This is a genomic window from Wenjunlia tyrosinilytica (assembly GCF_014646055.1).
GTDB classification, from domain to species: Bacteria; Actinomycetota; Actinomycetes; order Streptomycetales; family Streptomycetaceae; genus Wenjunlia; species Wenjunlia tyrosinilytica.
The window spans coordinates 36426-57822 of sequence record NZ_BMMS01000027.1; the positions used below are offsets into that span (position 1 = coordinate 36426).

Here is a 21397-nt window from a genome sequence, read left to right on the forward strand (position 1 = left end):
GCCGGGCATCCGGAGCCGGACGGGAGCCTCGGGGGGTCACAGGTCGCCGATGGCGGTCGTGGCATCCTCGTCGGGCCAGTCCGACAGCGGCTGCGGTCCCTCCTCCTCCCCCTCCTCCAGTGCCTCCGGCCCCACCTCCGCTCCCGCCTCCGGGGTCTCGGCCAGGTCGGTCAGGAATTCCTCGGGGCTCTGGGGCCGGGAGGCGGGGGAGCGGTCCACCGTCCTGCGGATCAAGGCGCGCATCCTGGCGGAGACCGGCAGGTCGTCGATCGGGAGCTCCTCGTGAAGGATGCGGTACAGCAGATGAGGCACCGACTCCGCCGACCAGGGCGCCCGGCCGGAGAAGCACTCGTACATCAGGATGCCCAGCGCGTACAGATCCGCCCTGATGTCCGTGACCGTGCCCGTGATCTGCTCGGGCGCCATGTACCCCGGGGTCCCGATCACCATCCCCACCACGGTCACCTGCGTGCTGTCCGTGGCCGACGGCCGGGCGATGCCGAGGTCCACGATCACGGCGCCGCGACCGGGACTGAGCAGAACATTGCTCGGCTTGAGGTCGATCCTGGAGACGCCCATGGTCTCGACGAAGTCCAGCGCCTCACCTATCTCCCGGCCGATCCGCGCCACCAGCCCGGTCGGCAACGGACCATGCGTGTCCAGCAATTCCCGCAGCGACGGTCCCTCGATCAACTCCATGATCAGCGCGGGTTCCGTGTCCGGCCCGCCCAGGGCGTCGAGGGTGCGGGCGATGTGCGGATGGTTCAGCCGCTGCCCCACCTCGGCCTCCCGCCGGAACCGGGCAAGCATCTCCTCGTCGTCCAGCAGTCCCCTGTGCAGGCACTTGATCGCGACCTCCTGCCCGGTCAGCAGGTTCCGCCCCCGGTAGACCGACCCCATACCGCCCTGCCCCAGCAGGCTCCGCATCTCGTACCGGTCGGCCAGGACCCCGATGGCGGGTGTGCCGTCCGAGGACGGCGGCTCAGGCCAGTCGTCCGGCCCGGACGGTTCCTCGCCCGGCACTGGGGCAGGGGGCCGGGCAACGGACCGCGCCCGGGCCAGCGTGGTGTCGAACATGCCCGATCCCGACGGTGGCGCGACGATCCCCAGATCCGCGCGCTCGCTCTCGCTGCTGCGCACGAAACCCGCCAACTGCCTTTTGTAGGCGTCCGAGAGCTTGTAGTAGGCAAGCGAGGTCTCCGCCCGCCCGCCGTACCTGGTCGCGTCCGGCCTCCCGGGCTCACTCACCACATCGAGCACCCCCGCCTGGGTGAGATGGCGGAGCAGCCTCTCCACCACCGGAAGCGTCATCCGCAGCAGGGGATCCAGACCCGTCGTGCCGGTCACCTCGGCGGAGGTGAACGGTCTGCCTTCGCTGCGCAGCGCCCAGTCCACCACGTGGTAGCCGCCGAGCCGCCGCCTGTCGTCGTCGATGGCCACGGCGGCGGGTCTGTCGGCATCGTCGGAGCCCATGGCGGCCGCCACGATCGCCTCCAACTGGGCGTAGAACTCGATGCGCGACCAGTCCTCCGGCCGCACCAGCAGCGAGGGCTTTCCGCTCTCCCAGTGCACAAGGGTGTTGAACTCCTGGAGCAGCCTCCTCGGCACGCCTCGGGCCTTGAAGCGCAGATAGCCGGTGAACTGATCCAGCTGCCAGTCCTCGGGGAACGGGGGCGGGGCAGCCGGGAAGCCGTTCAGGTCGGTCGTGCCGTCCGGCCGGGGCGGCTGAGTGGGGTGAGGCGGCCACAGGGGCGGAGGCGGCCACCGCCTTTCGTCCACGTGGGTGAGGCCGTGTACGAGCCGCTGCGGCGCCTCCCACAGGCACGGGACGTACATCCGCCAGCCGAAGACGCTCTCGTAGACGCCATTGCCGCGGTCGACGTCGCGGATGGCCTGATCGTGGAGGTCGGGCCCGGCGACCACGATGAAATGCGCTCCGCGAGCGGTCAGCACATTCTTCAGCCGGCCCAGCAGGGACTCCAGTTCCGCGATCGCCGCCTCCTGGTTGTCGGTCAGCTTGTCGACCTCGTCCAGCACGACGACCGGATGCACCCGGAACCGGGCGCCGCTGCTCAGCCGCCTTCTGCCGAATAACCCACGGCTCGGCGGGGGTTGTGGCTCGAGACGGCCCTCGCTCCCGTTCAGCAGATGGATGATCCGCACGAGGTCGTGCTCGACATCGGTCTCCGAGTAGGCGAGGAACGCCGCCTCCGTCGCCTGCGAACGGGTCCTGCGGCCTTGGAAGTTCATGGTGGGCGTCAGCCCGTGCTTCGGGGCGAGGCCGAGCGTGGTACCGCGCTCCCTGCTCTCCGATTGGGTCTGCGTGAACGACAAGGAGGTACGGGTGTAGGCGAGCAGGAGCGAGCGCTGCACGTCACGCGGCAGGCGGGCGAGGAGGCTGCGGTCGTCCAGCGCCTCGAAGATCCGCCGCACGATGGCGAACAGCAACTGGTCGGTGGTCATGGAACGGGCCACGTTGAGATGCGCGACCAGCAGGACATCCGCGCTGCCCCACTCCACCGACGCCTCGGCCAGCGCCCGCAGCACCAGCGTCGACTTGCCGACACCGCGGAATCCCGTCACCAGGAACGCCCCGCCGTGCGAATACGTCAGCCGCTCCTTCAGCGCGCCCACCAGGGCCTCGTGCCCCAGGACGGGAATCGCCCGGTCCCCCATGGGCAGCGGTTCATGGACGTAGCGGAACTGACTGTGCAGCGGAACATGCAGCACGACGCCCCCCGGTGCATCCTGGGCCACCCGTCCCAGCGTATGGCCTTGGACCGGGACGTTCCGATGATTTGCGGTGAGTTGCGAGCGTCGTCGAGGCTTCCGGGCCCCCGGTGCCAACCTCGCCCACTTCCCAACGCGGCACTGTTCACCGAGCAGGGGGCAGGTCCGTGAGGGCGACGCGGAGGTCGCCCGAGCAATTGCCGCCGTCGTCGTCCCAGAAGCGGCAGGAAATCTCCAGCGCGATCAGTGACCCGGACGGGTCCTCGCGCCGACCGCGGTCCCTGATCTCCAACTCGCCGTGGAAGCTGCTGGGGCAGACGCCCCGCCGGAAACGGCTGCGCAGTTCCACCACCGCGACGTCCGACAACTGCCGTTGCCAGTAGTCGTCCGTGGTCCAGCGGCCGAAGGGTTCGATCAACCGCCCATGCACGGCCCGGGCGAGGGTGAAGTGCATGAGCTGATCAAGACAGATGGCGAACTCCAGCGCGCCGAAGTGCCCGCTCCCCCTGACGCAGCAGGACTCGGGAACGGTGAACTCACCCCGAGCCGCCACCGCCGACCCCGCCCGCTGAGGATCGGCGAGGGCAGCGGTACGCAGAGCGGCGGTGCGCAGATAACGGCAGTGGGGGTGGTACGGCTCCAGGGCTCGGGTCAGCAGGACAGCATCGAGGTCGTCGTCCACCACTCCCGAACCCCTTGCCTCACCGCCGACGGAACGCGGCAGCCTGGACCCCGCCGCCTCTGCCACCAACGACGGCGGGGTGCGGTGGTCACCCGAGCAGGCAGATCAGCGGGCCACGCGACGGCTCCCGGAACGGTCGACGGCGGCGATGCCGAGTGCTGCCAGGCCGATCTGGATGATCCACTCGATCCAGTCGACGCCCTTGGTGTCGGCGACGCCGATGGCGCTGGCGACAGCGGCTCCGACAAAGGCGGCGACGATGCCGACGAGGATCGTGAGCCAGATGGGGACATGCTGGCGGCCCGGCAGCACCAAGCGGCCGAGCGCTCCGATGACGAGGCCGATCACGAGCGCACTGATGATGCCCGAGATTTCCATTGCAGGCTCTCTTCTTGGGGTCGAGGCAATCCCGAGTGCCCCGCGAGCGCCGCGCCAAACAACCGCACGCGGCGCGAGCCTTCAGCGATCACTCCCGGTGCCGCCGGCCCGCACACCGCCGACGTCACGGTTGCGTTCCGGACAGGGGCGCCCGGTGGCTCGCTCGCACTCGCACGGAGGCCACTTCGTCAAGGAATCCAGAAGGGGAACGGGGTCGCTCGCGCGCACCCGGATCTGCGTACCCTGACGAGTGACGATTCCCATCCGGTTGACGCTGTAGACGCGCAGGTCCATCGTGTGCGTCCTCCGCATGCCGCCCACGCCCCGAATGCGATCGATCAAACGTACGGCCACGTCCGCGCGAATCGGATCAACGGATACGTAGGCGCGTCCGTCAATGGGTTCCATCCCACGGGCCTGAATCCAGAACCCCTGTGCAGCTAAGGCGAGTTGTAAGTCTTCCGCGACGCGCTCGCCGGTGAGGCGGGCGTCCGAATTATCGGAATTCGCATCCATGAGCACTCCGTGCGGTGTATCAATTACCTTGAGTGGTCATAGGCTTGCGCTGAGGAGCGGCGCTGACCAGTAGGGACGCGACTACCGCCGAGGCGGTAGGTAATGGAGGTGGCATGACATGGGCAGGAAGCCTCGGGACCTCGATCCGACATCGTCCGTGCAGGCGTACTACGGCTCGGAGTTGCGTCGGTTAAGGGAGAAGGCGGGGCTGTCGCACGCGAGGCTGGCGGAGATTCTGAATTACAGCCCGGCGCTCGTCGGGCACATCGAGACGGCCACGAGGATGCCGACCCCGGAGATGTCAAAGGCATTGGACGCTGCCTTCGACACGGACGGCCAGTTCATCCGACTGTATCCGGTGGTGCGGCGGCTGGCGTTCCCCGATTATTCGCAGCGCTTTATGGAGCTTGAGGCGCAGGCGGATCGGATCTTCATCTTCATGGTCGGAACGATGCCAGGACTCGTGCAGACCGAGGACTATGCGCGGGCGTTCTTCCGGGCCACACGGCCCGGCGATGAGGCAGAACTTGAATCGATGGTGGCGGCTCGCATGAGCCGCCAGACATTGCTCGACCGACCGGACCCTCCGCAGTTGTGGATGGTCCTCGACGAGGCGGTGATCCGCCGGGCTGTCGGAGGTCCCGCTGTCATGCGAGCACAGCTCGCTCAGGTGCTGGATCTGTCCGAAAGGACCGGCACAGTGGTGCAGATTCTGCCGTTCTCGCGCGGAGCGCACGCCACAATGAGTAGCTCGCTGTACCTGCTGCACTTCCCCCAGGGGCCAGAGGTGGCCTACGAAGAGGGAGCCTCCTACGGGCGGCTCATGGAGGACCTGACAGATGTGGGGGAGTGTCAGTTGACCTACGATTTGCTCCGAGCCGACGCCCTGCCACCGGACGAGTCGGTGGCCTTCATCGCGTCGGTAATGGAGGACTGCTTCCCATGCGTACCCCCCTCGACCTGAGCACCGCCGTCTGGCGGAAGAGCAGCCACAGCAACCAGGAGGGAGGCGCCTGCATAGAGGTCGCTCAAGACTTCCCCGGCGCTGTCTCCTGGCGCAAGTCGACCTACAGCAATGAGCAGGGAGGCGCCTGCGTCGAGGTCGCCGATCATGTTCCCGGGCTCGTTCCCGTCCGGGACTCCAAGGACCCCGACGGCCCCGCGCTCGTCTTCGGCTCGGCCGCCTGGGCCGCCTTCGTCGCCGATGTCAAGGCGGGGCACTTCCCCCTCTGACCTGCCCCCCCGCCTACTCCACCTCGATCCCGTAATCCTCCACCAGCGCCACCAGGCCGCCCGGGTAGCCCCTTCCGCCCGCCACGAAGCCCCAGTCGCCGTTCGAGCGGCGGCGGAACGAGCCCAGCGCCAGCGCCGTTTCTCCCGGGCGGCCGTCGGAGACCTCCAACTGGTCGATCTCCGTGCCCGAGGGGTCCGACAGCCGGATGCGCGCGTCCGTGAAGCCTGTCAGATCGGCGTTCGGGTTCACCTCGGGGTCGATGGCCGCGACCAGGACCAAACGGTCCGCCGACGCCGGGAGTCGGTCGAAGCGGACCCAGATCGCGGCCTTGTCCTGGCCGAAGCCCGGCATCATCCGAACGCTTCCGTCGGGCGTCGCCGGGTTGTTGTAGAAGACGAACTGATCCTCGGCGACGACCCGGTTGCCCGTGCAGACCAGCGCGCACACATCCACGGCGACGTTGCCGGTCCACGTCATGCCCAGCACGCTCGCGTCGTCGTCCAGATCGGCGTCCGGGTCGGGGGCGCGGGTCGGCTCGGGTGTCCGTGACGGGCCGCCGCCCAGTCTTCCCCGCAGGCCGTGGCGGCCCAGGAGGTCCACCAGGTCCGTGCCCGACACCAGCGTCAGCGGCTTGCCATTGGCGAAGGCGTGCGAGCCGGGGCCGAATTTGGATGTGGTGATCAATATGCCCTTGTTCGCCCCGGCGTCCTGGACCGTGCCGAACAGGTCCCGGACCGCCGTCGGCGGGACGGTGTTGCGGTAGCGCTTGACCTGCACCACGATCTTGCCGCCCCGGATGGGATCGGGGTCGAGGGCGTCGACGTCCACCCCGCCGTCGTTGGACCGCTGCGTCGTCAGCGCCTGCATGCCCATGGCGCGGAAGAGTTCGGCGACGAGTTCCTCGAACTCGATCGGGTCCATCTCGAACAGGTCGGGATCGTCGTCGCCGGAGTTGCCATGGCTGACCACCGACCGTCCGACATCCTCGGGGAGTCTGCCGGGCGCCACTGCCGTCGGCTTGTCCGGCCGGTCCGACAACCGACCGCGCAGGCCCTCCACCAGGCAGTCCTCGGGCAGCACATGGGCGAGGTCGAGCCGCTCGAAGTCGGTGCGGGGGACCGAGACGGTCGCCAGGAACGTCTGGCTCCTTCGGCCGGTCGCGGGATCGTTGCCGTCCACGAACCCGTTCAGCACCAGCGAGTCCAGGGTGCGGAACTCGTCCGACGCGAAGAGGTCGCGCACCGCGAGGAGCACGCACTGCGCCAGCACATCCCGGTACAGGGCGCGGCGCTCCGTCGCGGGACGCTGGATCTCCTTCTCGCGGTCGGCACCGGGCATGTAGCGCACGACGGACTTGTCCGGCACGACCTCGTAGCCGGGCAGCTCCCAGTTCAGCACCAGTTCGCGGGCGCCGGTGTCGTACGAGGCGGAGACGCTTCGGGGGAAGTCCGCCGGCCAGCCCGTCGAGGCGTACAGCGCGGCCGTGAAGTACTCCACCACCGCGTCCGGATCGCCCTGGCGCAAGGTGGTGACCAGCTCCCGGACCCCGGCGTTGTGCTCGCGGATCGCCGCCAGCTCCTGGTCCGCCCAGGCCTGGTACTGACGCTGATAGGCGGCGAGCTGCTGTTGGCGGTGGCGTTCGGCGGCCTGAGCGGCGTGCCAGTCCTGCTCGTACCGGGCGCGGGCGGCGTCCTGCGCCTGCCGGTTCGATCCGAAGCCCCAGCCTCCCGACTGCTGGGGGTGGTACGCGTTCGGGTCCGGCATGGGTATCGGCTGGGCCAGTTGGCCGGGGGAGAAGGGCTCCACCCGCTCGGTGCGGCCGAGCGAGGAGACCGTGAACGCGGGGGCGGCGCACCCCGCCGACAGCAGGCCGCGCAACCGCTCCACCTGCTCCTCGAGTTCGTCCGTGCGGCGCTGGGCGTCGGCCTCGCGTCGCTGGCGGTAAGCGGCCTGTTGCTCGCGACGGTTGCGTGCCGCGGCCCGCTCCGCCGCACGCTGTCGTCGTTCCTCCTCGCGTTGCTGCGCCGCCATGGCCCGGCGCTGCGCCTCGTCCTGGCGCTGCTGTTGACGCTGTATTTCGGCCCAAGTGGCCATCAATCCGTTGGAGCGGCGGCTCATGCGGGTATGGGTTCCTCTCCGGGGCAGCGCCCGCGCTCTGGCCGTGAAACTCCCCATGCGGTGGGGAACTTGGTGGTACGCGCCCGACTCTAATGGCGGAGTGACCAATTCCGCGCGGACTCCTGGGGAGGGGTCGGCGGAGCGGAATGAGACACTTGGCCGTTTTGTCATGCGCAACTTCAGCGGGTAACCGAAGGTAACGGGCTTCATGATCGGTTACGTTCGAGTAACGTGCTCCCACCCGAGTGCCATGGGAGGCGCCGAATGCCCATACCCCGCTCGCACAAGCGGCGTCGTCGTACACAAGAACGCAATCCAACGCCGCCGACGCCACCGTCACCGCCAACGATGTCACTGCCCGACGGCGTGACGAAGCGGCCGAGCGTCATCGCCACGGCCGTCGCCGTAGGGGTGATCGCCCTGCTCATGGCCGTCGGCGGCTCCTCGATCTTCACCCGCACCCGGGCGTTCCTCGACTTCGGCGCCGGCGTGCTCGCCCTGGTGTCGCTGACCGCCGCCGTCCTGTGGGGGCTGGTCGCCACCGACCGGCTCTTCCTCAACCCGCGCCACCGGATCCTCGCCCAGGGCGTGCACCGCGCGGCCGCCGTGGCCGGTCTCGCCTTCCTCGGCCTGCACATCTGGGTCAAGGTCGCCAACAACGAGGCCGACCCCGCCTCCTCCGTCGTGCCCTTGGCCGATGGCGAGCAGCCCCTGCTCATCGGCATGGGGACGATCGCCGCCTACGTGTTCGTCGGAGTCGCCGTCACCGGCGCGCTCAGGAGCGTGTTCACCTCGCCGAAGCGCGCCCGCCTGTGGCGCTCCCTGCACGCGACCGCCTACGGCGCGTGGGGCGCGTCACTCGTCCACGGCCTCCAGTCGGGGCGTGCGGCGGCCGGATGGGTCAGCACGTTCTACGCGCTGAGCCTGGCCGGTGTCGCCGGAGCGCTCATCCTGCGGCAGAGAGCCAAGAGCGGAGGCGGAGTGCCCAACGCGCTGCGCGGGCCGCTCGCCCCGCTGATGAGGGCGACGGAGCGCACCCAGCTTCCGGTGCCCGAGCGCCCCTCCCAGAATCCCGTCGGCCTGATCGACCCGGAGCCCGCCCCCGGCTCCCGGCAGAGCCAGGTCGGCCGCCCCCGGCCCGAGCCCCCGCGCGGCTTCGCGCCGACCCTCGACGAGACCCGCCCTCTCGACCTCAGCGTCGAGCCGCGTGCCGTCACCGACCAGACGATCCAGATCGACCGGCCGCTGGACATGGACCGGCCGCTGGACATGGACCGGCCGCTGGGCATGGACCGGCCGCTGGACATGGACCGGCCGCTGGGCATGGACCGGCCGCTGAGCACGGAACGGCCGCTGGGCATGGACCGGCCGCTCGGCGCGTCCGACCAGCGCGAGCACGCCGCCCTGCCGGACCCGTTCTCGCGAGGCGGGCGCGATCTGCCCCGCGATCTGCCCTGGGCCGCCACCCCCGCACCGCGCCCGACCACGGCCTTCCCGCGGCAGGCCGTGAACGAGCCACCGGCCGCCCCCGGACCGGGACGCCCGCCGACTCCGAGCGCCGCCGCGCCGGTGCGCGGTGAACCCTGGCTGTCGGGCGACAGCTCGGCGTACAAGCACCTCAGCGGAGGCACCTCGTGAACGTCGCTCCTCCCAGGGTCCTGGCGGTCGGACTCCCCCGTCTGCTCGCCGGCCTCGAGTTCACGGACAGGCTCGACCGCGTGGGCCACCTGACCACCCACGGCACCCTGCCCGCCCTGCGCACCGAGGACGTCATCGCCCTCGCCGAGGACATCGACCTGCGCGGGCGAGGCGGCGCCGGTTTCCCGTTCGCCCGCAAGGTGCGCGCCGTCGTGGAGTCGGCCCGTCGCGGTGACGGACGCACCGCCGTCGTGATCAACGGCAGTGAGGGCGAACCCGCCTGCCGCAAGGACGAGACGCTGCTGCGCCGCTCGCCGCACCTCGTGCTCGACGGGGCGCTGCTCGCCGCCGAGGCGCTCGGCTCGCAGGAAGTCGTCATCGGCGTGACTCAGCCCTACGTGGAGCGGTCGGTGAGCGAGGCTCTCGCCGAACGGGGCCCGTTGGGCCGCTCGGTCCGTGTCGAGATGCTCCCCGAGCGCTTCGTCACCGGAGAGGGAACCGCGCTCACCCGGGGCCTCAACACCGGCATCACCCTGCCGCCCGGACGCAAGGTCCGCACCTGCGACAGCGGTCTGCGCGGACTGCCGACCCTGCTGTCCAACACCGAGACCTTCACCCAACTGGCCATCGCGGCACGCCTGGGCGCGCTCGGCTACCGCACGACCGGACTGCCGGACGAGCCCGGAACGGTCCTGCTCACGATCATGGGCCAGATCGTCATCGAGGCCCCCACCGGCGTCCCGATCTCGCACATTCTGAACATGTGCGGCATGACGACCGGTCAGGGCGTGCTGATCGGCGGCTACCACGGCAAGTGGATCGACGGCACCTCGGCCCAACTGGCCTCGATCTCGCGCGAATCCCTGGGCGCGTTCGGCGGAGTCCTCGGCGCGGGCGCGATCCTGCCGCTGCCCGAGAGTGTCTGCCCCCTCGGGGAGAGCGCACGTGTCCTGCGCTGGCTGGCGGGGGAGACCGCCGGACAGTGCGGGCCGTGCTGGCGCGGACTGCCCGCGCTCGCCGACCACTTCGAGGAACTCGCCTACGCGGGTGGACGGTCCGCCTTCGACGGAGTCAACGCCTACATGGAGGCGGTCAAGGGCCGCGGCGCGTGCAGCCACCCCGACGGCACCGCCCGTTTCGCCCTGTCCTCCCTCGAGGTCTTCAGCGAGGACGTCGCCGAGCACGCCTACGGACGTGGCTGCGGTCGCCCGGTGCGGGGACTGCTGCCGTTGGAGAACGGCGTCGGAGCGCCCGAGCGCAAGGCGCTGCCGGCCGGGCCGTCGTCGCGCACGGAAGAGTCCACCGAGCGTCTCGTCGTCGACTGGACCCTCTGCGAGGGACACGGCCTGTGCGCCGACGTGCTGCCTGACGTGGTCTCCCTCGGCACCGACGGCTACCCGGCCTCGGCGAGCATGCCGCTGCCCGGGCACCTGCGCCAGCAGGCCCGCCGCGCCATCCGGCGCTGCCCGGCGCTCGCCCTCCGGCTGGAGCGCTGACTCCGGCCGGAGCGCCGACAAATATTCGGGCCCGGGCGTTGAGTGATTCATGTCCGTGCCACGTACCACTTGAGGAACCCCGCATGCCCCGCACACGAACCCCCTACGGGGCGCATCGACCAGGAGGCATCTTGCGATCCACTACCGGTACCGGTCTCATCGTCGCCGCCCTGGCCGCCACACTCGCCGCGCTGATCTTCCCCGTGACGAAGTTCAACGGGTCGAACGCCGCCAGCAGCGGCGACCCCAACTCCGGCGCGGTCGCAACGAAGTTCGGTCCGCTCACCCCGTCCGACCGCGACTTCATCGAGAAGGTCCGCCTGGCGGGACTGTGGGAACTGCCCGCTGGGCAGCAGGCCATGGAGCGCGGCAGCACCAAGGCCATCCGCCGCGCCGGTCAGCACCTCATCGACGGCCACACGGCGCTGGACCGCGAGGTTCGCGACGTCGCCTCGCAGCTCGGCGTCGACCTGCCCAATCAGCCCAATGACCAGCAAAGGAGATGGCTGGGCGAGTTGAGCGCGGCGAGCGGCCGCGACTACGAGGTCAAGTTCGCCAACTTCCTGCGGCTGGCCCACGGCAGGGTCTTCGAGTTCGTCGCGAAGGAACGCAACGGCACCCGCAACACCCTGGTGCGTCAGCTGGCCAACAGCGCCAACACCACGGTTCTGGACCACATCACCGTGCTCGAGGAGACCGGTCTCGTCGACTTCGAGATGGTCGCGCGTGAGCAGGCCAAGCAGGCCGCCGCGGGAGGCAAGCCCTCGACCGCCGACCCCAGCTTCACCGCGCCCCCGACCCCGGCGCCCCCGGTCACCCCCAGCAGCGACAACTCGCTGCCCCCGGCCTGGACCGCCCCGCCGAAGAACTAGGCGGGGGCGTTCGGTGCCCTCCGGGTCTTTCATACCGGGGATGACGCAGGATCGGTTGTTCCGGTTGTCGGTGGACGACACCTTCTTTCACGGGCCCAGTCCACTCCTGTGGCCCGGCCCCCAGTCAACTCCTGCGGTCCGGTCCGCACCCGACTCCTCGGCCCCAGTCAAGTCCTACGGTCCGCAGTCGACTCCTGCGTCCCGTCCGCACTCAACTCCTGCGGTCCCGGCTCCACTTCAGCAGCGGCTCCACGGAGAGTGTGTTGACCACCCGTTCGGGAGTGACACCGCACACCGCGGCGCGGGCGCAGCCGTAGATCTGCCAGTCCAGTTGGCCCGGGGCATGGGCATCGGTGTCGATCGAGAACACCACGCCCGCCTCAAGCGCCGTCCGGATGAGGCGGTCCGGCGGATCAGACCGCTCGGGGCGGCAATTGATCTCCAGCGCGGTGGCGGTCTCGGCGCAGGCCCCGAAGACCGCGTCCGCGTCGAACTCCGACTCCGGGCGGCCCCGGCCGCTGATCAGCCGGCCGGTGCAGTGGCCGAGGACGTCCACCCGGGGGTTGCGCACCGCCTCGACCATCCGCCGGGTCATCGCCCGCGACTCCATCCGCAGCTTGGAGTGCACCGAGGCCACCACGATGTCGAGTTCGTCGAGCAGTTCCGGCTCCTGGTCCAGGCTGCCGTCCTCGAGGATGTCGCACTCGATTCCCGTCAGGAGCCGGAAGGGCGCCAGCTCCTCGTTGACCTCGGCGACCACCGTGAGCTGCTCGCGCAGCCGCTGCGGTGACAGCCCGCGGGCGATCGTCAGGCGGGGGGAGTGGTCGGTCAGCACCGCCCACTCATGACCGAGGTCGCGTGCCGTCACCGCCATCTCCAGGATGGGGCTGCCGCCGTCGGACCAGTCGGAGTGCAGATGGCAGTCCCCGCGCAGCGCCTCGCGCAGCCGCTCGCCTCCCTCCGTGAGCGGTTCGCCCGCCTGTTCCTCCAGGGCCACCAGATAGCCGGGCCGGTTCCCGTCGAGGCTCTCGTGGACCACCTCTGCGGTCTTGGGCCCGACCCCGCTCAACTCGGTGAGGGTGCGCTCGCTGTGGCGTCGGCGCAGCTCGTCCGCGGGCAGCTCCGCGATGGCCGCGGCCGCTCTGCGGAAGGCCTGTACACGGTAGGTGGGCGCCTGCTCGCGCTCCAGCAGGAAAGCGATCCGCTGAAGCGCCTCGACCGGATCGGGGTCGTGCCGTGGGGACATCACCGCCTCCTCAGGGGCCGTGCTCGCCGCGGAGCCCGCGCCAGACCGGCTGTCGCATCTGCCCGGCCGGGGTCCATTCGAAGAACTCCACCTCGCCGGTCAGCACGGGCTCGCACCAGCGGACCGGGTGCCCGCGCTCCAGCGCCTGACGCGGATTGAAGAACGGCGGCGACTCCATCTCCAGGCGGCGCAGCTCGGTGGCGAACCATGTGCGGTCGGCGTGCGTGAACCCCGAGCCCACCGCCCCGCAGTAGCGCAGCCCGCCGCCTTCCGGCAGGCCCACCAGCAGCGACTTCATGACGGTCGCCGCGCGGTCGGACGGGATCCAGCCGCCGATCAGCACATCCAGGGTCCTCCAGTGCTTGATCTTGATCCAGTCGCGGGAGCGCTTGCCGGGCCAGTACCGCGAGTCCAGGCGCTTGGCGATCACCCCCTCCAGGCCCATGGTCAGGGTCCAGGTCATCGCCGTGTCGCCCTCACCGTGCCAGGCGGGCGGTACACCGATCCGGCCCGATTCCATGCCCATGCCCTCGAGGAGTTCACGCCGCGCCCGGTAGGGGAGCGAGGTGGTCTGCCCGCCGGAGCGCCACAGGATGTCGAAGACCATGAGGGAGACCGGGGTGGTGCGGGTCGCCGCCTTGATGGCGGGCAGCTTGTCGAGGTTCATCCGCTCCTGGAGGCGGGCGAAGCTGGGCCGCCCCTTGCTGTCCACGGCGACGATCTCGGCGTCGAGGATCACGTCCTCGCCGGGCAGGAGCGCGGGCAGGTCGGCGAGTTCGGGGTAGCGGAAGGTGACGTCGTTGTTGTTGCGGGAGACGAGCTTCATCCCGCCGTCGCCCGGCAGATAGGCGAGGACGCGGATGCCGTCCCACTTCACCTCGAACGCCCACCGCCAGGGGTCGGTCGGCACCGTCCCCTGGGTGGCGAGCATGGGGGACAGGAGCGGCAGTTGCGCGGGCGCCGTCCCGCGGGCCGGCCGGTTCACGGGCTCATGGGGCTTCACGAGGCCTTACGGCGGGAGGCGGTCTTCTTCGCCGTCTTCTTGGCGGTGGTCTTCGCCGGGCTCTTCGCCGCCGTCTTGTCCGCCGTCCGGTCCGCCGCCTTGGCCGCCGTCTTGGCCGCCGTCTTGCCAGTGGTCTTGGCCGGAGCCTTCGCGGCGGTCCTGCCCGCCGTCTTCTTCGCCGCCGCGGCCGCCGTCTTCTTGGCGGCGGTCTTCTTCGCGGTGCTCTTCCTGGCCGCGCCCCCGGAAGGAGCCCTCGACGCGGTCGTCCTCGCCGTACCGCCGCCGGCCGCCGCGAGGGCTTCCTCTTCCTCCTCCTCCGGCTGCGCCGAGGCGGCCTCGCCACGCGACTGGCGCACGCTCTTGACGCTGTCGCGCAGCGCGGACATCAGGTCGATCACATTGCTGGCCGCCGGTACCTCCTCGGCCTCGCGAGGCGGCTCCACGCCCTGGAGACGCGCCTCGACGACCTGCTGCAATGCCTCCTGGTACTCGTCGTGCAGCTCGCCGAGGTCGAATCCCTCGCTGAGGGTGTCCATCAGGGAGCGGGCCATCTTCAGCTCCTGCGGCCGTACCTTGGTGTCCCCCTCGGGCGCGGCCTCGGACGCGGGCCTGACCTCGTCCGGCCAGAGCATCGTCTGGAGCACCAGGACATCGTCGTGGACGCGCAGCACCGCCAGCGACTCGCGCGTGCGCAGGGTCACCTTCGTCACGGCGACCTGGCCCGCGTCGACCAGCGCCTCCCGCAGCAGGGTGTAGGGCTTGGCGCCCGCGCGATCCGCGCTGCCCACGTAGTAGGGGGTCGAGAACATGATCGGGTCGATGGTGTCCTCGTCCACGAAGGCGAGGACGTCGATCGTCTTCTTGCTGGGCAGGGGCAGCTGGGCGAGGTCCTCGTCGGTGAGGATCACCGTTCGCCCGTCCGGAGCCTCGTAGCCCTTGGCGATCTCCTGGTAGGGGATCTCCTTGCCCTCCTCCTCGCAGACCCGGCGCAGCCTGATCCGGCCGCCGTCGTCGGCGTGCACCTGATGGAGGGGGACCCGGTGTTCCTGGATGGCGGAGAACAGCTGGACAGGGACGCTGACCAGGCCAAAGGAAATAATCCCTTTCCAGATACTCCGCATGGTTTCGTCCCTTCGTGGGGACTTTCAGATTATGCCGGAGCGCACCGCCACGACAGTCGAGGGCCGCAGCCTCGTCCTGAGCAACCTCGACAAGGTCCTGTGGCCCGCCACCGGCACGACCAAGGCGGAAGCGCTCCACTACTACGCTCGGATCGCCCCCGCGATGCTGCCCCACCTGCGCGAGCGGCCCGCCTCCTTCGTCCGCTTCCCCGACGGTGTGGAGGCCGAGCGCTTCTACACCAAGAACCCCCCGCCGGGACTACCGGAATGGGTGGCGACCGTGCGGGTGAACGGCAAGGACGGGGTGCGCAGCCATGTGGTGGTCAACGACCTTCCCTCACTCATGGCGCTCGCCAACCTCGCGGCCCTCGAGATGCACGTCCCGCAGTGGCGCGACAGCCGACCCGACTCCCACGACCGGCTCGTCATCGACCTCGACCCCGGGCCGGGCGTCGGACTGGTGGAGTGCTGCCATGTCGCCCTGCTGTTGCGAGAGGCCATGGAGGAGGAGGGGCTGTCGGTCTGGGCCAAGACCAGCGGGGCCAAAGGTCTGCACCTGTACGCGCCGCTGACCGGGCTGCCCGAAGCCCGGGTCTCCGGCTACGCCAAGTCTCTCGCCCGGCGCTTCGAGGACAGCCACCCGGACCTCGTCGTCCACCGCATGGCCAAGGCGCTGCGGCCGGGCAAGGTCTTCGTCGACTGGAGCCAGAACGCGACGGCCAAGACCACCGCCGCCCCCTACACCCTGCGTGCCCGACCGGTGCCCGCCGTGTCCACCCCGGTGAGCTGGGAGGAGATCGCCGAGTGCGCCTCACCGGAAGACCTGGCGTTCACCCCCGAGCAGGTCGTCGAGCGGGTGGCCGAGCACGGCGACCTGCTGGAAGGGCTTCTCGATCCCGCCGCCGCCTCCGATCTGTCGGACGCGCACGCGTAGCGGACGGGGAAGTCGGCTCGGGGGATGTCAGGCGAGGAGGACGGGGAGGGTCCTGGTGCTGTTGCTGATCATCGTCGGCAGCGGGGCCATGCTGCCGGGGTTCCCGGGGTTCCCGGGGTTCCCGGGATGTCCGGGCTGGTCGGGCTGGTCTGGATGTCCCGGCCGGTCTGGCCGGTCTGGCCGGTCGGGCTGGTCGGCGAGCGTGAGGCCGGGGAAGCGATCGAAGAGAGCGGCCAGGGCGATGTGCGCCTGCATCCGGGCCAGGGCGGCGCCGAGGCAGAAGTGCGGGCCATGGCCGAAGGCGAGATGGCGGGTCGGTCCCCTGGTGATGTCGAACCGGTCGGCGTCCTCGCCGTGGAAGGCGCTGTCGCGCCCGGTCGAAGCGTACGACGCCAGGATGGCCGCGCCCTTGGGGATCACCGTGCCGTCGACGTCGATGTCCTCGAGGGCATAGCGCATCGGGAACTGGTTGACGGGAGAGTCCCAGCGCAGGGTCTCCTCGACCACCGCCTCCCACGACCGGGAGCCGTAGCGCACGAGGGCGAGTTGCTCCGGGTGGGTGAGCAGGGCGCGGGTGGCATTGGTGATCAGATTGAGAGTGGTGCCGTGCCCCGCCACGATCAGCAGGACCAGGGTCCCGGCGAGTTCGGTCTCGTTCAGCCGGTCACCCTCGTCATGGGTGGCGATCAGGGCACTGGTCACATCGTCGGCGGGGGAGCGGCGCTTGGCGGCGACCAGGCTGTCCAGATATCCGTACATCGCCCGCTGCGTGGCCAGGACGTCCGCCGGCCCGGTGCTCGTACTGACGATGCTCACCGACAACTCGTGCAGCATGTCCCGGTCCTCCTCGGGCACGCCGAGGAGTTCGCTGATCACACTCATGGGCAGGGGGTAGGCGAAACGCTCGCGCAGATCGACGGGACCGGGGGCCTCGGCGGCGAGCGCGTCGAGGAGTTCATGGGTGATCTGCTCGACGCGTGGGCGAAGGGCCTCCGTGCGGCGCGGGGTGAACGCCTCGCTGACCAGGGCTCGCAGGCGGCGGTGCGACTGACCGTCCGCGGTCATCATGCTCTTCCCGGACACAATGCCGATCATCGGCCACGTCTCCGGCACCTCACCGTTGGCCAAAGCGCTCCAGTGCTCGGCGCCCTTGGCGACCCGGGGGTCGGACAGGAGTCGGTGCAGCGCCTCGTGGCGGGGAACGGCCCATGCCGTCACCCCGTCGGGCAACTCCACCTCGACAGCGGCGGCGATGTCGCGCAACTGGGCGTTCTCCGCGTGCCGGTCGCCTCCTTCGGGGTCAAGTCGGAAGGGGGCACGGGCAGTTGTGGCATCCATGGGGCCATGCTTCGCGGTCCCGGCACGGTTGGGAAGACACTTTTCGCACAGGTGGTTGTGGTGAGTGGCGGGGAACCGTCGTCGCTGGTAGGGGGCGGTCACGTCGTTGGGGCCGGTCACGTCGTAGGGGGTGACCGCGTTGCTGGTGGGGGACGGCCGCGTCGCTGGTGGGGGACGGCCGGGAGGTCGCGTTGCTGGTGGGGGACGGCCGCGTGGCTGGTGGCGGGTGGCGCTCCGGCTTGCGGGTCGTGGCGCTGCGGCTTACCGGCCGCTTGCTTGCGCCGGATATTGATGCTTGCGCATAAGATGCAGGTGCAAGTAAATTGTTCGGAGTGACTACCGAATCCGAGACCACCCCGCGCAGCTTCCTCTTCCTTCTGGGCAGCGCCCGCAAGGACGGCAACACCGAGCTTCTCGCCCGGCAGGCCGCCTCCCGCCTGCCAGGCGACGTCGAACAGCGCTGGCTGCACCTGGCGGATCTGCGGCTGAACCCGTTCCCCGACCTGCGACACGTCGGCGACGGCGTGGCCTACCCGCAGCCGACCGGCAATGAGCGGACCCTCCTGGACGCCACCCTCGGGGCGACGGACCTCGTCATAGCCTCCCCGCTGTACTGGTACAGCGTCTCGGCCGACACCAAGCTCTACCTCGACCACTGGTCGGCTTGGATGCGAGTGCCCGGCATCGACTTCAAGGCACGCATGCGGGGACGGACCCTGTGGGGTGTCGCCGCCCTGGCCGGACAGGACCACCAGACGGCGGATCCCCTCGCCGGGACGCTGCGCCGCTGCGCCGATTACCTCGGTATGCGCTGGGGCGGGGTGCTCATGGGTACGGGGAGCGAGCCCGGCCAGGTCCTCGGCGACGCCTCGGCGCTCGAGCGGGCCGACACGTTCTTCGACGCGTCCCGTACGCCTGTCACCAGCGCCGCAGCACGCTGACCACGCGGACAAGGGCGGCAGCGGTGCCGAGCCCGAGTCCCATCCGCACATCCGTCACGGCGTCCGGACCGCGCAGTCCCCAGAAGACGACCGGGCTCGCCGCGATCACGAAGATCCCCAGCCCGATGAGCCCCGCGGTGAACAGGGCGTAGCCGATCTCGATGGTGATCCGGTCGCGTTCCGTCTGCGTGCGTGTCGGCATGGTCCCTCGAGTCTGCCCCGAGTCCTGGTCGACACGGAAGGGGCCGACATGGAAGGGGCCGACATGGAAGAGCCGACATGGAAGGGGCGATACCGAAAGGGCCGATGCGCGAAGGGCCGACATGGGAAGGGGCCGACTGCCCGGACCGCTGACCGTCCGGTCCGCGGAAGGAGCGGATCGGCGGATCAGTCGGCCCTTCGGACAGTCGGCCCTTGGACAGTGGGCCCGCGGGGTGGTCGCCGCGCGGGGCGGGTGCCTGGGAGTCAGCCGCCACCGAGGTTTGGAAGCGTCTTGACGCCTCGTGCCGTCAGCGTCACGGCCTCGGGCGCACCCGCGTCGATGGTCAGCGACAGGTCGTCGGACGGCCAGTTGTTGGCCAGCGTCGACAGGGGTACCAGGTGGTAGCGGTGGATCTGTGGCAGTGCCTGGGCCATCCGCACCTCGGAGGTGAAGACGGGCACGAGTCGGGCGCCGTCCTCCTGCTCGAACACCGGAAGGCTCATCGTGCCCTCCTGTTCGTCGGCGTCCTCCGGGGCGGTCGGGTCGGGCAGCAGGACCTCGCTTCCGGCCAGTGCGGTCAGTGCGGCCTGGTCCGAGCCGTTCTCGGCAAGGGCACGCAGCGCCTGCTGGGCGACCGGGGTGTCGCCGTCGGTCCCGGAAGCGGCAGCGGACGCGCCGGGAACCACGGAGTCGGCGGAGTCCGGGGGGCCTGCCGGGTCGGAGGGGTCGCGGGGAAAGTCGGTCATGGCGCAGTCCAATCTCGGTGGTCTCATCGACGGCCTCACTGGTCGGCCGGTCCGCGGCCGGTGTCGTGAGCCGGTGGGTATTCGGTCGTTACACCTCGGGGAGCGCGAGTCCCACTGCCCCGAGGCGTGATCGGCTACCCGGCATCCGCGCCTCCATGCATCCTCACGCACGCCAATGATCGGATCAGCCGAATGCGGCGATCCGCTGATCGGGCGAGCGCTGATCGGCCGAGCGCTGAACGGTTGAGCGCTGATCGGCCGAACGCTGATCGGCCGAACGCTGATCGGTCGAGCGGAATGCGGCGTAGGCCGCGGGAGGCTTCGTTGGCCGTGGGAGCTGCGCCGACTGCCGGAGCCTTCGTTGTCACCTGCGTCACCTGCGGCGGACTCCGCGGACGGCTCCCTACCCTTCGTCGAACGAACCATGCCGACCGGCGCCCGCGTTGAACCGCGCCACACCACCCGTGGTGTCGGTCCGCAGGGACTCCAGCCCATGGGCGAACTCATTGGCGAGGGCTTCCTCCTCGCTCAGCCCCCACTGCTCCAGCAGGGACAGCCGGTCCTGCCGCAGACACGTCCGGGGGAACGCCGCCAGGCCCTCGGCGAGCTCCACGGCCGCCTCCAGGGCGTGCCCCCGCGGGACCAGACGGTTGGCCAAGCCGATCGCGTGGGCCTCCCGCGCCTGGACCGGGCGGCCGGTGAGCACCATGTCCATGGCGCGGCTCTGGCCGATCAGACGCGGCAGGCGGACCGTTCCGCCGTCGATGAGCGGCACTCCCCAGCGGCGGCAGTACACACCGAAGACCGCCGTCTCGTCCGCCACGCGCAGATCGCACCACAGGGCCAGTTCCAGACCGCCCGCCACGGCCGGACCGCTGACCGCCGCGACGACGGGCTTGCTCAGCCGCATGCGCGTCGGGCCCATCGGGCCGTCGCCGTCCGTCTCGACCCGGTTCCCCGAGGCAGTGCCGATGGCCTTGAGATCCGCTCCCGAACAGAAGACACCGCCCGCGCCGTGCAGCACGGCGACGGCCGCCTCGGGATCCGCGTCGAACGCGCGGAACGCCTCGGCGAGCGCCCGTGCCGTGGGACCGTCGACGGCGTTGCGCACCTGGGGCCGGTACAGCTCGATCGTCGTCACCGAGCCGGAACGGCTCACGCGGACGGGCTCCGGGTTTGTCTCCCGGTGCGTCTCCGCGTTCGTCTCCGGGGTTGGCTGCGCGCTCGTCTCCGCGCTCGTCTCCGCGTCAGTTGGTCGGTCGGTCACGGGAGGCAGCGTAGGCGGTTCGCTTTTCGTCACGCCTCGCGCCGCCTCACGCCTCGCGCCGCCTCATACCCTCCGCCACCGGGCCATCGCGAAAGAGAAGAGGCCGAACAGCGCCAGCCCCACCGCGACCGCCACCAGCAGCCACGGCCCCGCCGCCGTCCGCGAGAACGTACGCAGCGTGTCGTCGATCCCCTTCGCTTTGTCGGGGTCGTAGCGCACCGCGGCCGCCACCGCGAAGCCACCCGCCACCGCGAACACCGCGCCGCGGGCCACTCCACCGCCCACTCCCAGCACATCCACGGCCTTCCTGATGCGCGGGGACATCTCCGAGAGCTTCAGATGCTTGTGGTACTTGCGCTGGATGGCCCGGAACGCGATCCACACACCTGCGCAGGCGATGACGATGCCACCGATCCCGACCAGCCACCGGCCGGCGGGCAGATCCATGACGCGCGACGTCACGTCCTGCGACTGCTTGTCGCTGGAACCGCTGCCCTTCTCACCCGCCGCGAAGGACAGCACCGAATAGGCGACCACGGTGTAGAAGACGAAGCGTCCGGCCGACGCCAGCCGCTTGGAGGTCTTGCGCCCGTCCGGACCGGCGGCCCCGAAGACCGCCTCGGACAGCCGCCACAGCGCCATCCCGGCAAGCCCGACGCCGACCGCCCAGACCAGCGCCGAGCCGAACGGCTGCTTGGCCAGCGCGTGGAGCGCTCCACCGCGGTCGGCCTGTTCCCCGTTGTCGCCGAAGGCGATCCTCAGGGCCAGGACACCGACGAGCAGGTAGATCACACCGCGTGCGGCCAGCCCCCAACGAGCGGCCACCTCAAGGCCTCGGCTGCCCGCCTTCCCCCGGCCCGTCCGGCGAGCCGAATGCATTCCCCGTGCGATCGACGATGCGTTCACCGTTGCCTCCCCTTGCGTCAGGCTGCGCT

The 21397-nt window shown here is 70.3% G+C and carries 20 protein-coding genes; 7 read left to right on the forward strand and 13 right to left on the reverse strand.

Features of this window, described 5'->3' with window-relative positions:
• Positions 1-36 precede the first annotated feature (36 nt).
• From IEY86_RS37625 to IEY86_RS26740, 4 genes are all read right to left on the reverse strand, one after another.
• Positions 37-2757, reverse strand: coding sequence for a protein kinase domain-containing protein (locus IEY86_RS37625; protein ID WP_189134424.1), 2721 nt, complete (start codon positions 2755-2757; stop codon positions 37-39).
• A gap of 118 nt (positions 2758-2875) precedes the next feature.
• Positions 2876-3415 (reverse strand): FcoT family thioesterase, encoded by a 540-nt coding sequence (locus IEY86_RS26730; protein ID WP_189134425.1) that lies wholly within the window; start codon positions 3413-3415, stop codon positions 2876-2878.
• A gap of 102 nt (positions 3416-3517) precedes the next feature.
• The gene (locus IEY86_RS26735) at positions 3518-3790 is read right to left on the reverse strand and encodes a GlsB/YeaQ/YmgE family stress response membrane protein (RefSeq protein WP_189134426.1); all 273 of its coding nucleotides are present in this window, start codon (positions 3788-3790) and stop codon (positions 3518-3520) included.
• An 81-nt stretch (positions 3791-3871) separates the two neighbouring features.
• Positions 3872-4306 carry a hypothetical protein gene (locus IEY86_RS26740; protein ID WP_189134427.1) on the reverse strand — a complete coding sequence of 145 codons (435 nt, stop codon included), beginning with the start codon at positions 4304-4306 and terminating at the stop codon, positions 3872-3874.
• A 118-nt stretch (positions 4307-4424) separates the two neighbouring features.
• Here IEY86_RS26740 and IEY86_RS26745 point away from each other — a divergent pair, with 118 nt between their 5' ends.
• Positions 4425-5270 (forward strand): helix-turn-helix domain-containing protein, encoded by an 846-nt coding sequence (locus IEY86_RS26745; protein WP_189134428.1) that lies wholly within the window; start codon positions 4425-4427, stop codon positions 5268-5270.
• Positions 5249-5539, forward strand: a complete 291-nt coding sequence (locus tag IEY86_RS26750; RefSeq protein ID WP_189134429.1) for a DUF397 domain-containing protein — start codon at positions 5249-5251, stop codon at positions 5537-5539. Before IEY86_RS26745 ends, IEY86_RS26750 begins: the two co-directional genes overlap by 22 nt.
• 13 nt (positions 5540-5552) lie before the next feature.
• Here IEY86_RS26750 and IEY86_RS26755 read toward each other — a convergent pair whose 3' ends face one another.
• The gene (locus IEY86_RS26755; protein ID WP_189134430.1) at positions 5553-7658 is read right to left on the reverse strand and encodes a restriction endonuclease; all 2106 of its coding nucleotides are present in this window, start codon (positions 7656-7658) and stop codon (positions 5553-5555) included.
• A 348-nt stretch (positions 7659-8006) separates the two neighbouring features.
• Between IEY86_RS26755 and IEY86_RS26760 the strand changes: the two genes are divergently transcribed.
• The 3 genes from IEY86_RS26760 to IEY86_RS26770 all read left to right on the forward strand — a co-directional run bounded on the left by IEY86_RS26760 (position 8007) and on the right by IEY86_RS26770 (position 11664).
• Entirely contained in the window at positions 8007-9296 is a 1290-nt protein-coding gene (locus IEY86_RS26760; RefSeq protein WP_189134431.1) for an ABC transporter permease, read from the forward strand.
• Positions 9293-10792: an NADH-quinone oxidoreductase subunit NuoF family protein gene (locus tag IEY86_RS26765; protein WP_189134432.1), complete on the forward strand. Its 1500-nt coding sequence runs from the start codon at positions 9293-9295 to the stop codon at positions 10790-10792. Before IEY86_RS26760 ends, IEY86_RS26765 begins: the two co-directional genes overlap by 4 nt.
• Before the next feature lie 131 nt (positions 10793-10923).
• On the forward strand, positions 10924-11664 hold the full coding sequence (locus IEY86_RS26770; RefSeq protein ID WP_373287100.1) for a DUF4142 domain-containing protein: 741 nt from the start codon (positions 10924-10926) through the stop codon (positions 11662-11664).
• Positions 11665-11875: 211 nt separating this feature from the next.
• On the opposite strand, the gene IEY86_RS26775 is transcribed toward IEY86_RS26770, so the two are convergent.
• The 3 genes from IEY86_RS26775 to ku are packed head-to-tail and all read right to left on the reverse strand — an operon-like array spanning position 11876 to position 15034.
• Entirely contained in the window at positions 11876-12910 is a 1035-nt protein-coding gene (locus IEY86_RS26775; RefSeq protein ID WP_189134434.1) for a PHP domain-containing protein, read from the reverse strand.
• A 10-nt stretch (positions 12911-12920) separates the two neighbouring features.
• Positions 12921-13895: a non-homologous end-joining DNA ligase gene (gene ligD / locus IEY86_RS26780; protein WP_189134435.1), complete on the reverse strand. Its 975-nt coding sequence runs from the start codon at positions 13893-13895 to the stop codon at positions 12921-12923.
• 14 nt (positions 13896-13909) lie between these two features.
• The gene (gene ku, locus IEY86_RS26785; RefSeq protein ID WP_189134436.1) at positions 13910-15034 is read right to left on the reverse strand and encodes a non-homologous end joining protein Ku; all 1125 of its coding nucleotides are present in this window, start codon (positions 15032-15034) and stop codon (positions 13910-13912) included.
• A 31-nt stretch (positions 15035-15065) separates the two neighbouring features.
• Here ku and ligD (IEY86_RS26790) point away from each other — a divergent pair, with 31 nt between their 5' ends.
• The gene (gene ligD / locus IEY86_RS26790) at positions 15066-15968 is read left to right on the forward strand and encodes a non-homologous end-joining DNA ligase (RefSeq protein WP_189134437.1); all 903 of its coding nucleotides are present in this window, start codon (positions 15066-15068) and stop codon (positions 15966-15968) included.
• 27 nt (positions 15969-15995) lie between these two features.
• Here ligD (IEY86_RS26790) and IEY86_RS26795 read toward each other — a convergent pair whose 3' ends face one another.
• Positions 15996-17306: a cytochrome P450 family protein gene (locus IEY86_RS26795; protein WP_189134438.1), complete on the reverse strand. Its 1311-nt coding sequence runs from the start codon at positions 17304-17306 to the stop codon at positions 15996-15998.
• A gap of 332 nt (positions 17307-17638) precedes the next feature.
• Between IEY86_RS26795 and IEY86_RS26800 the strand changes: the two genes are divergently transcribed.
• A complete protein-coding gene (locus tag IEY86_RS26800; RefSeq protein ID WP_189134439.1) occupies positions 17639-18247 on the forward strand; it encodes a flavodoxin family protein in 609 nt (202 codons plus the stop codon).
• On the opposite strand, the gene IEY86_RS26805 is transcribed toward IEY86_RS26800, so the two are convergent.
• The 4 genes from IEY86_RS26805 to IEY86_RS26820 all read right to left on the reverse strand — a co-directional run bounded on the left by IEY86_RS26805 (position 18225) and on the right by IEY86_RS26820 (position 21341).
• Positions 18225-18449, reverse strand: coding sequence for a DUF6332 family protein (locus IEY86_RS26805; protein WP_189134440.1), 225 nt, complete (start codon positions 18447-18449; stop codon positions 18225-18227). The two genes, IEY86_RS26800 and IEY86_RS26805, sit on opposite strands and share 23 nt — an antisense overlap.
• Positions 18450-18712: 263 nt before the next feature.
• On the reverse strand, positions 18713-19195 hold the full coding sequence (locus IEY86_RS26810) for an SseB family protein (protein WP_189134441.1): 483 nt from the start codon (positions 19193-19195) through the stop codon (positions 18713-18715).
• A gap of 403 nt (positions 19196-19598) precedes the next feature.
• Complete coding sequence (locus IEY86_RS26815) at positions 19599-20354, reverse strand: crotonase/enoyl-CoA hydratase family protein (protein WP_229698791.1); 756 nt, start codon at positions 20352-20354, stop codon at positions 19599-19601.
• Between the two features lie 171 nt (positions 20355-20525).
• Positions 20526-21341 carry a DUF1206 domain-containing protein gene (locus IEY86_RS26820; RefSeq protein WP_189134482.1) on the reverse strand — a complete coding sequence of 272 codons (816 nt, stop codon included), beginning with the start codon at positions 21339-21341 and terminating at the stop codon, positions 20526-20528.
• Positions 21342-21397 lie beyond the last annotated feature (56 nt).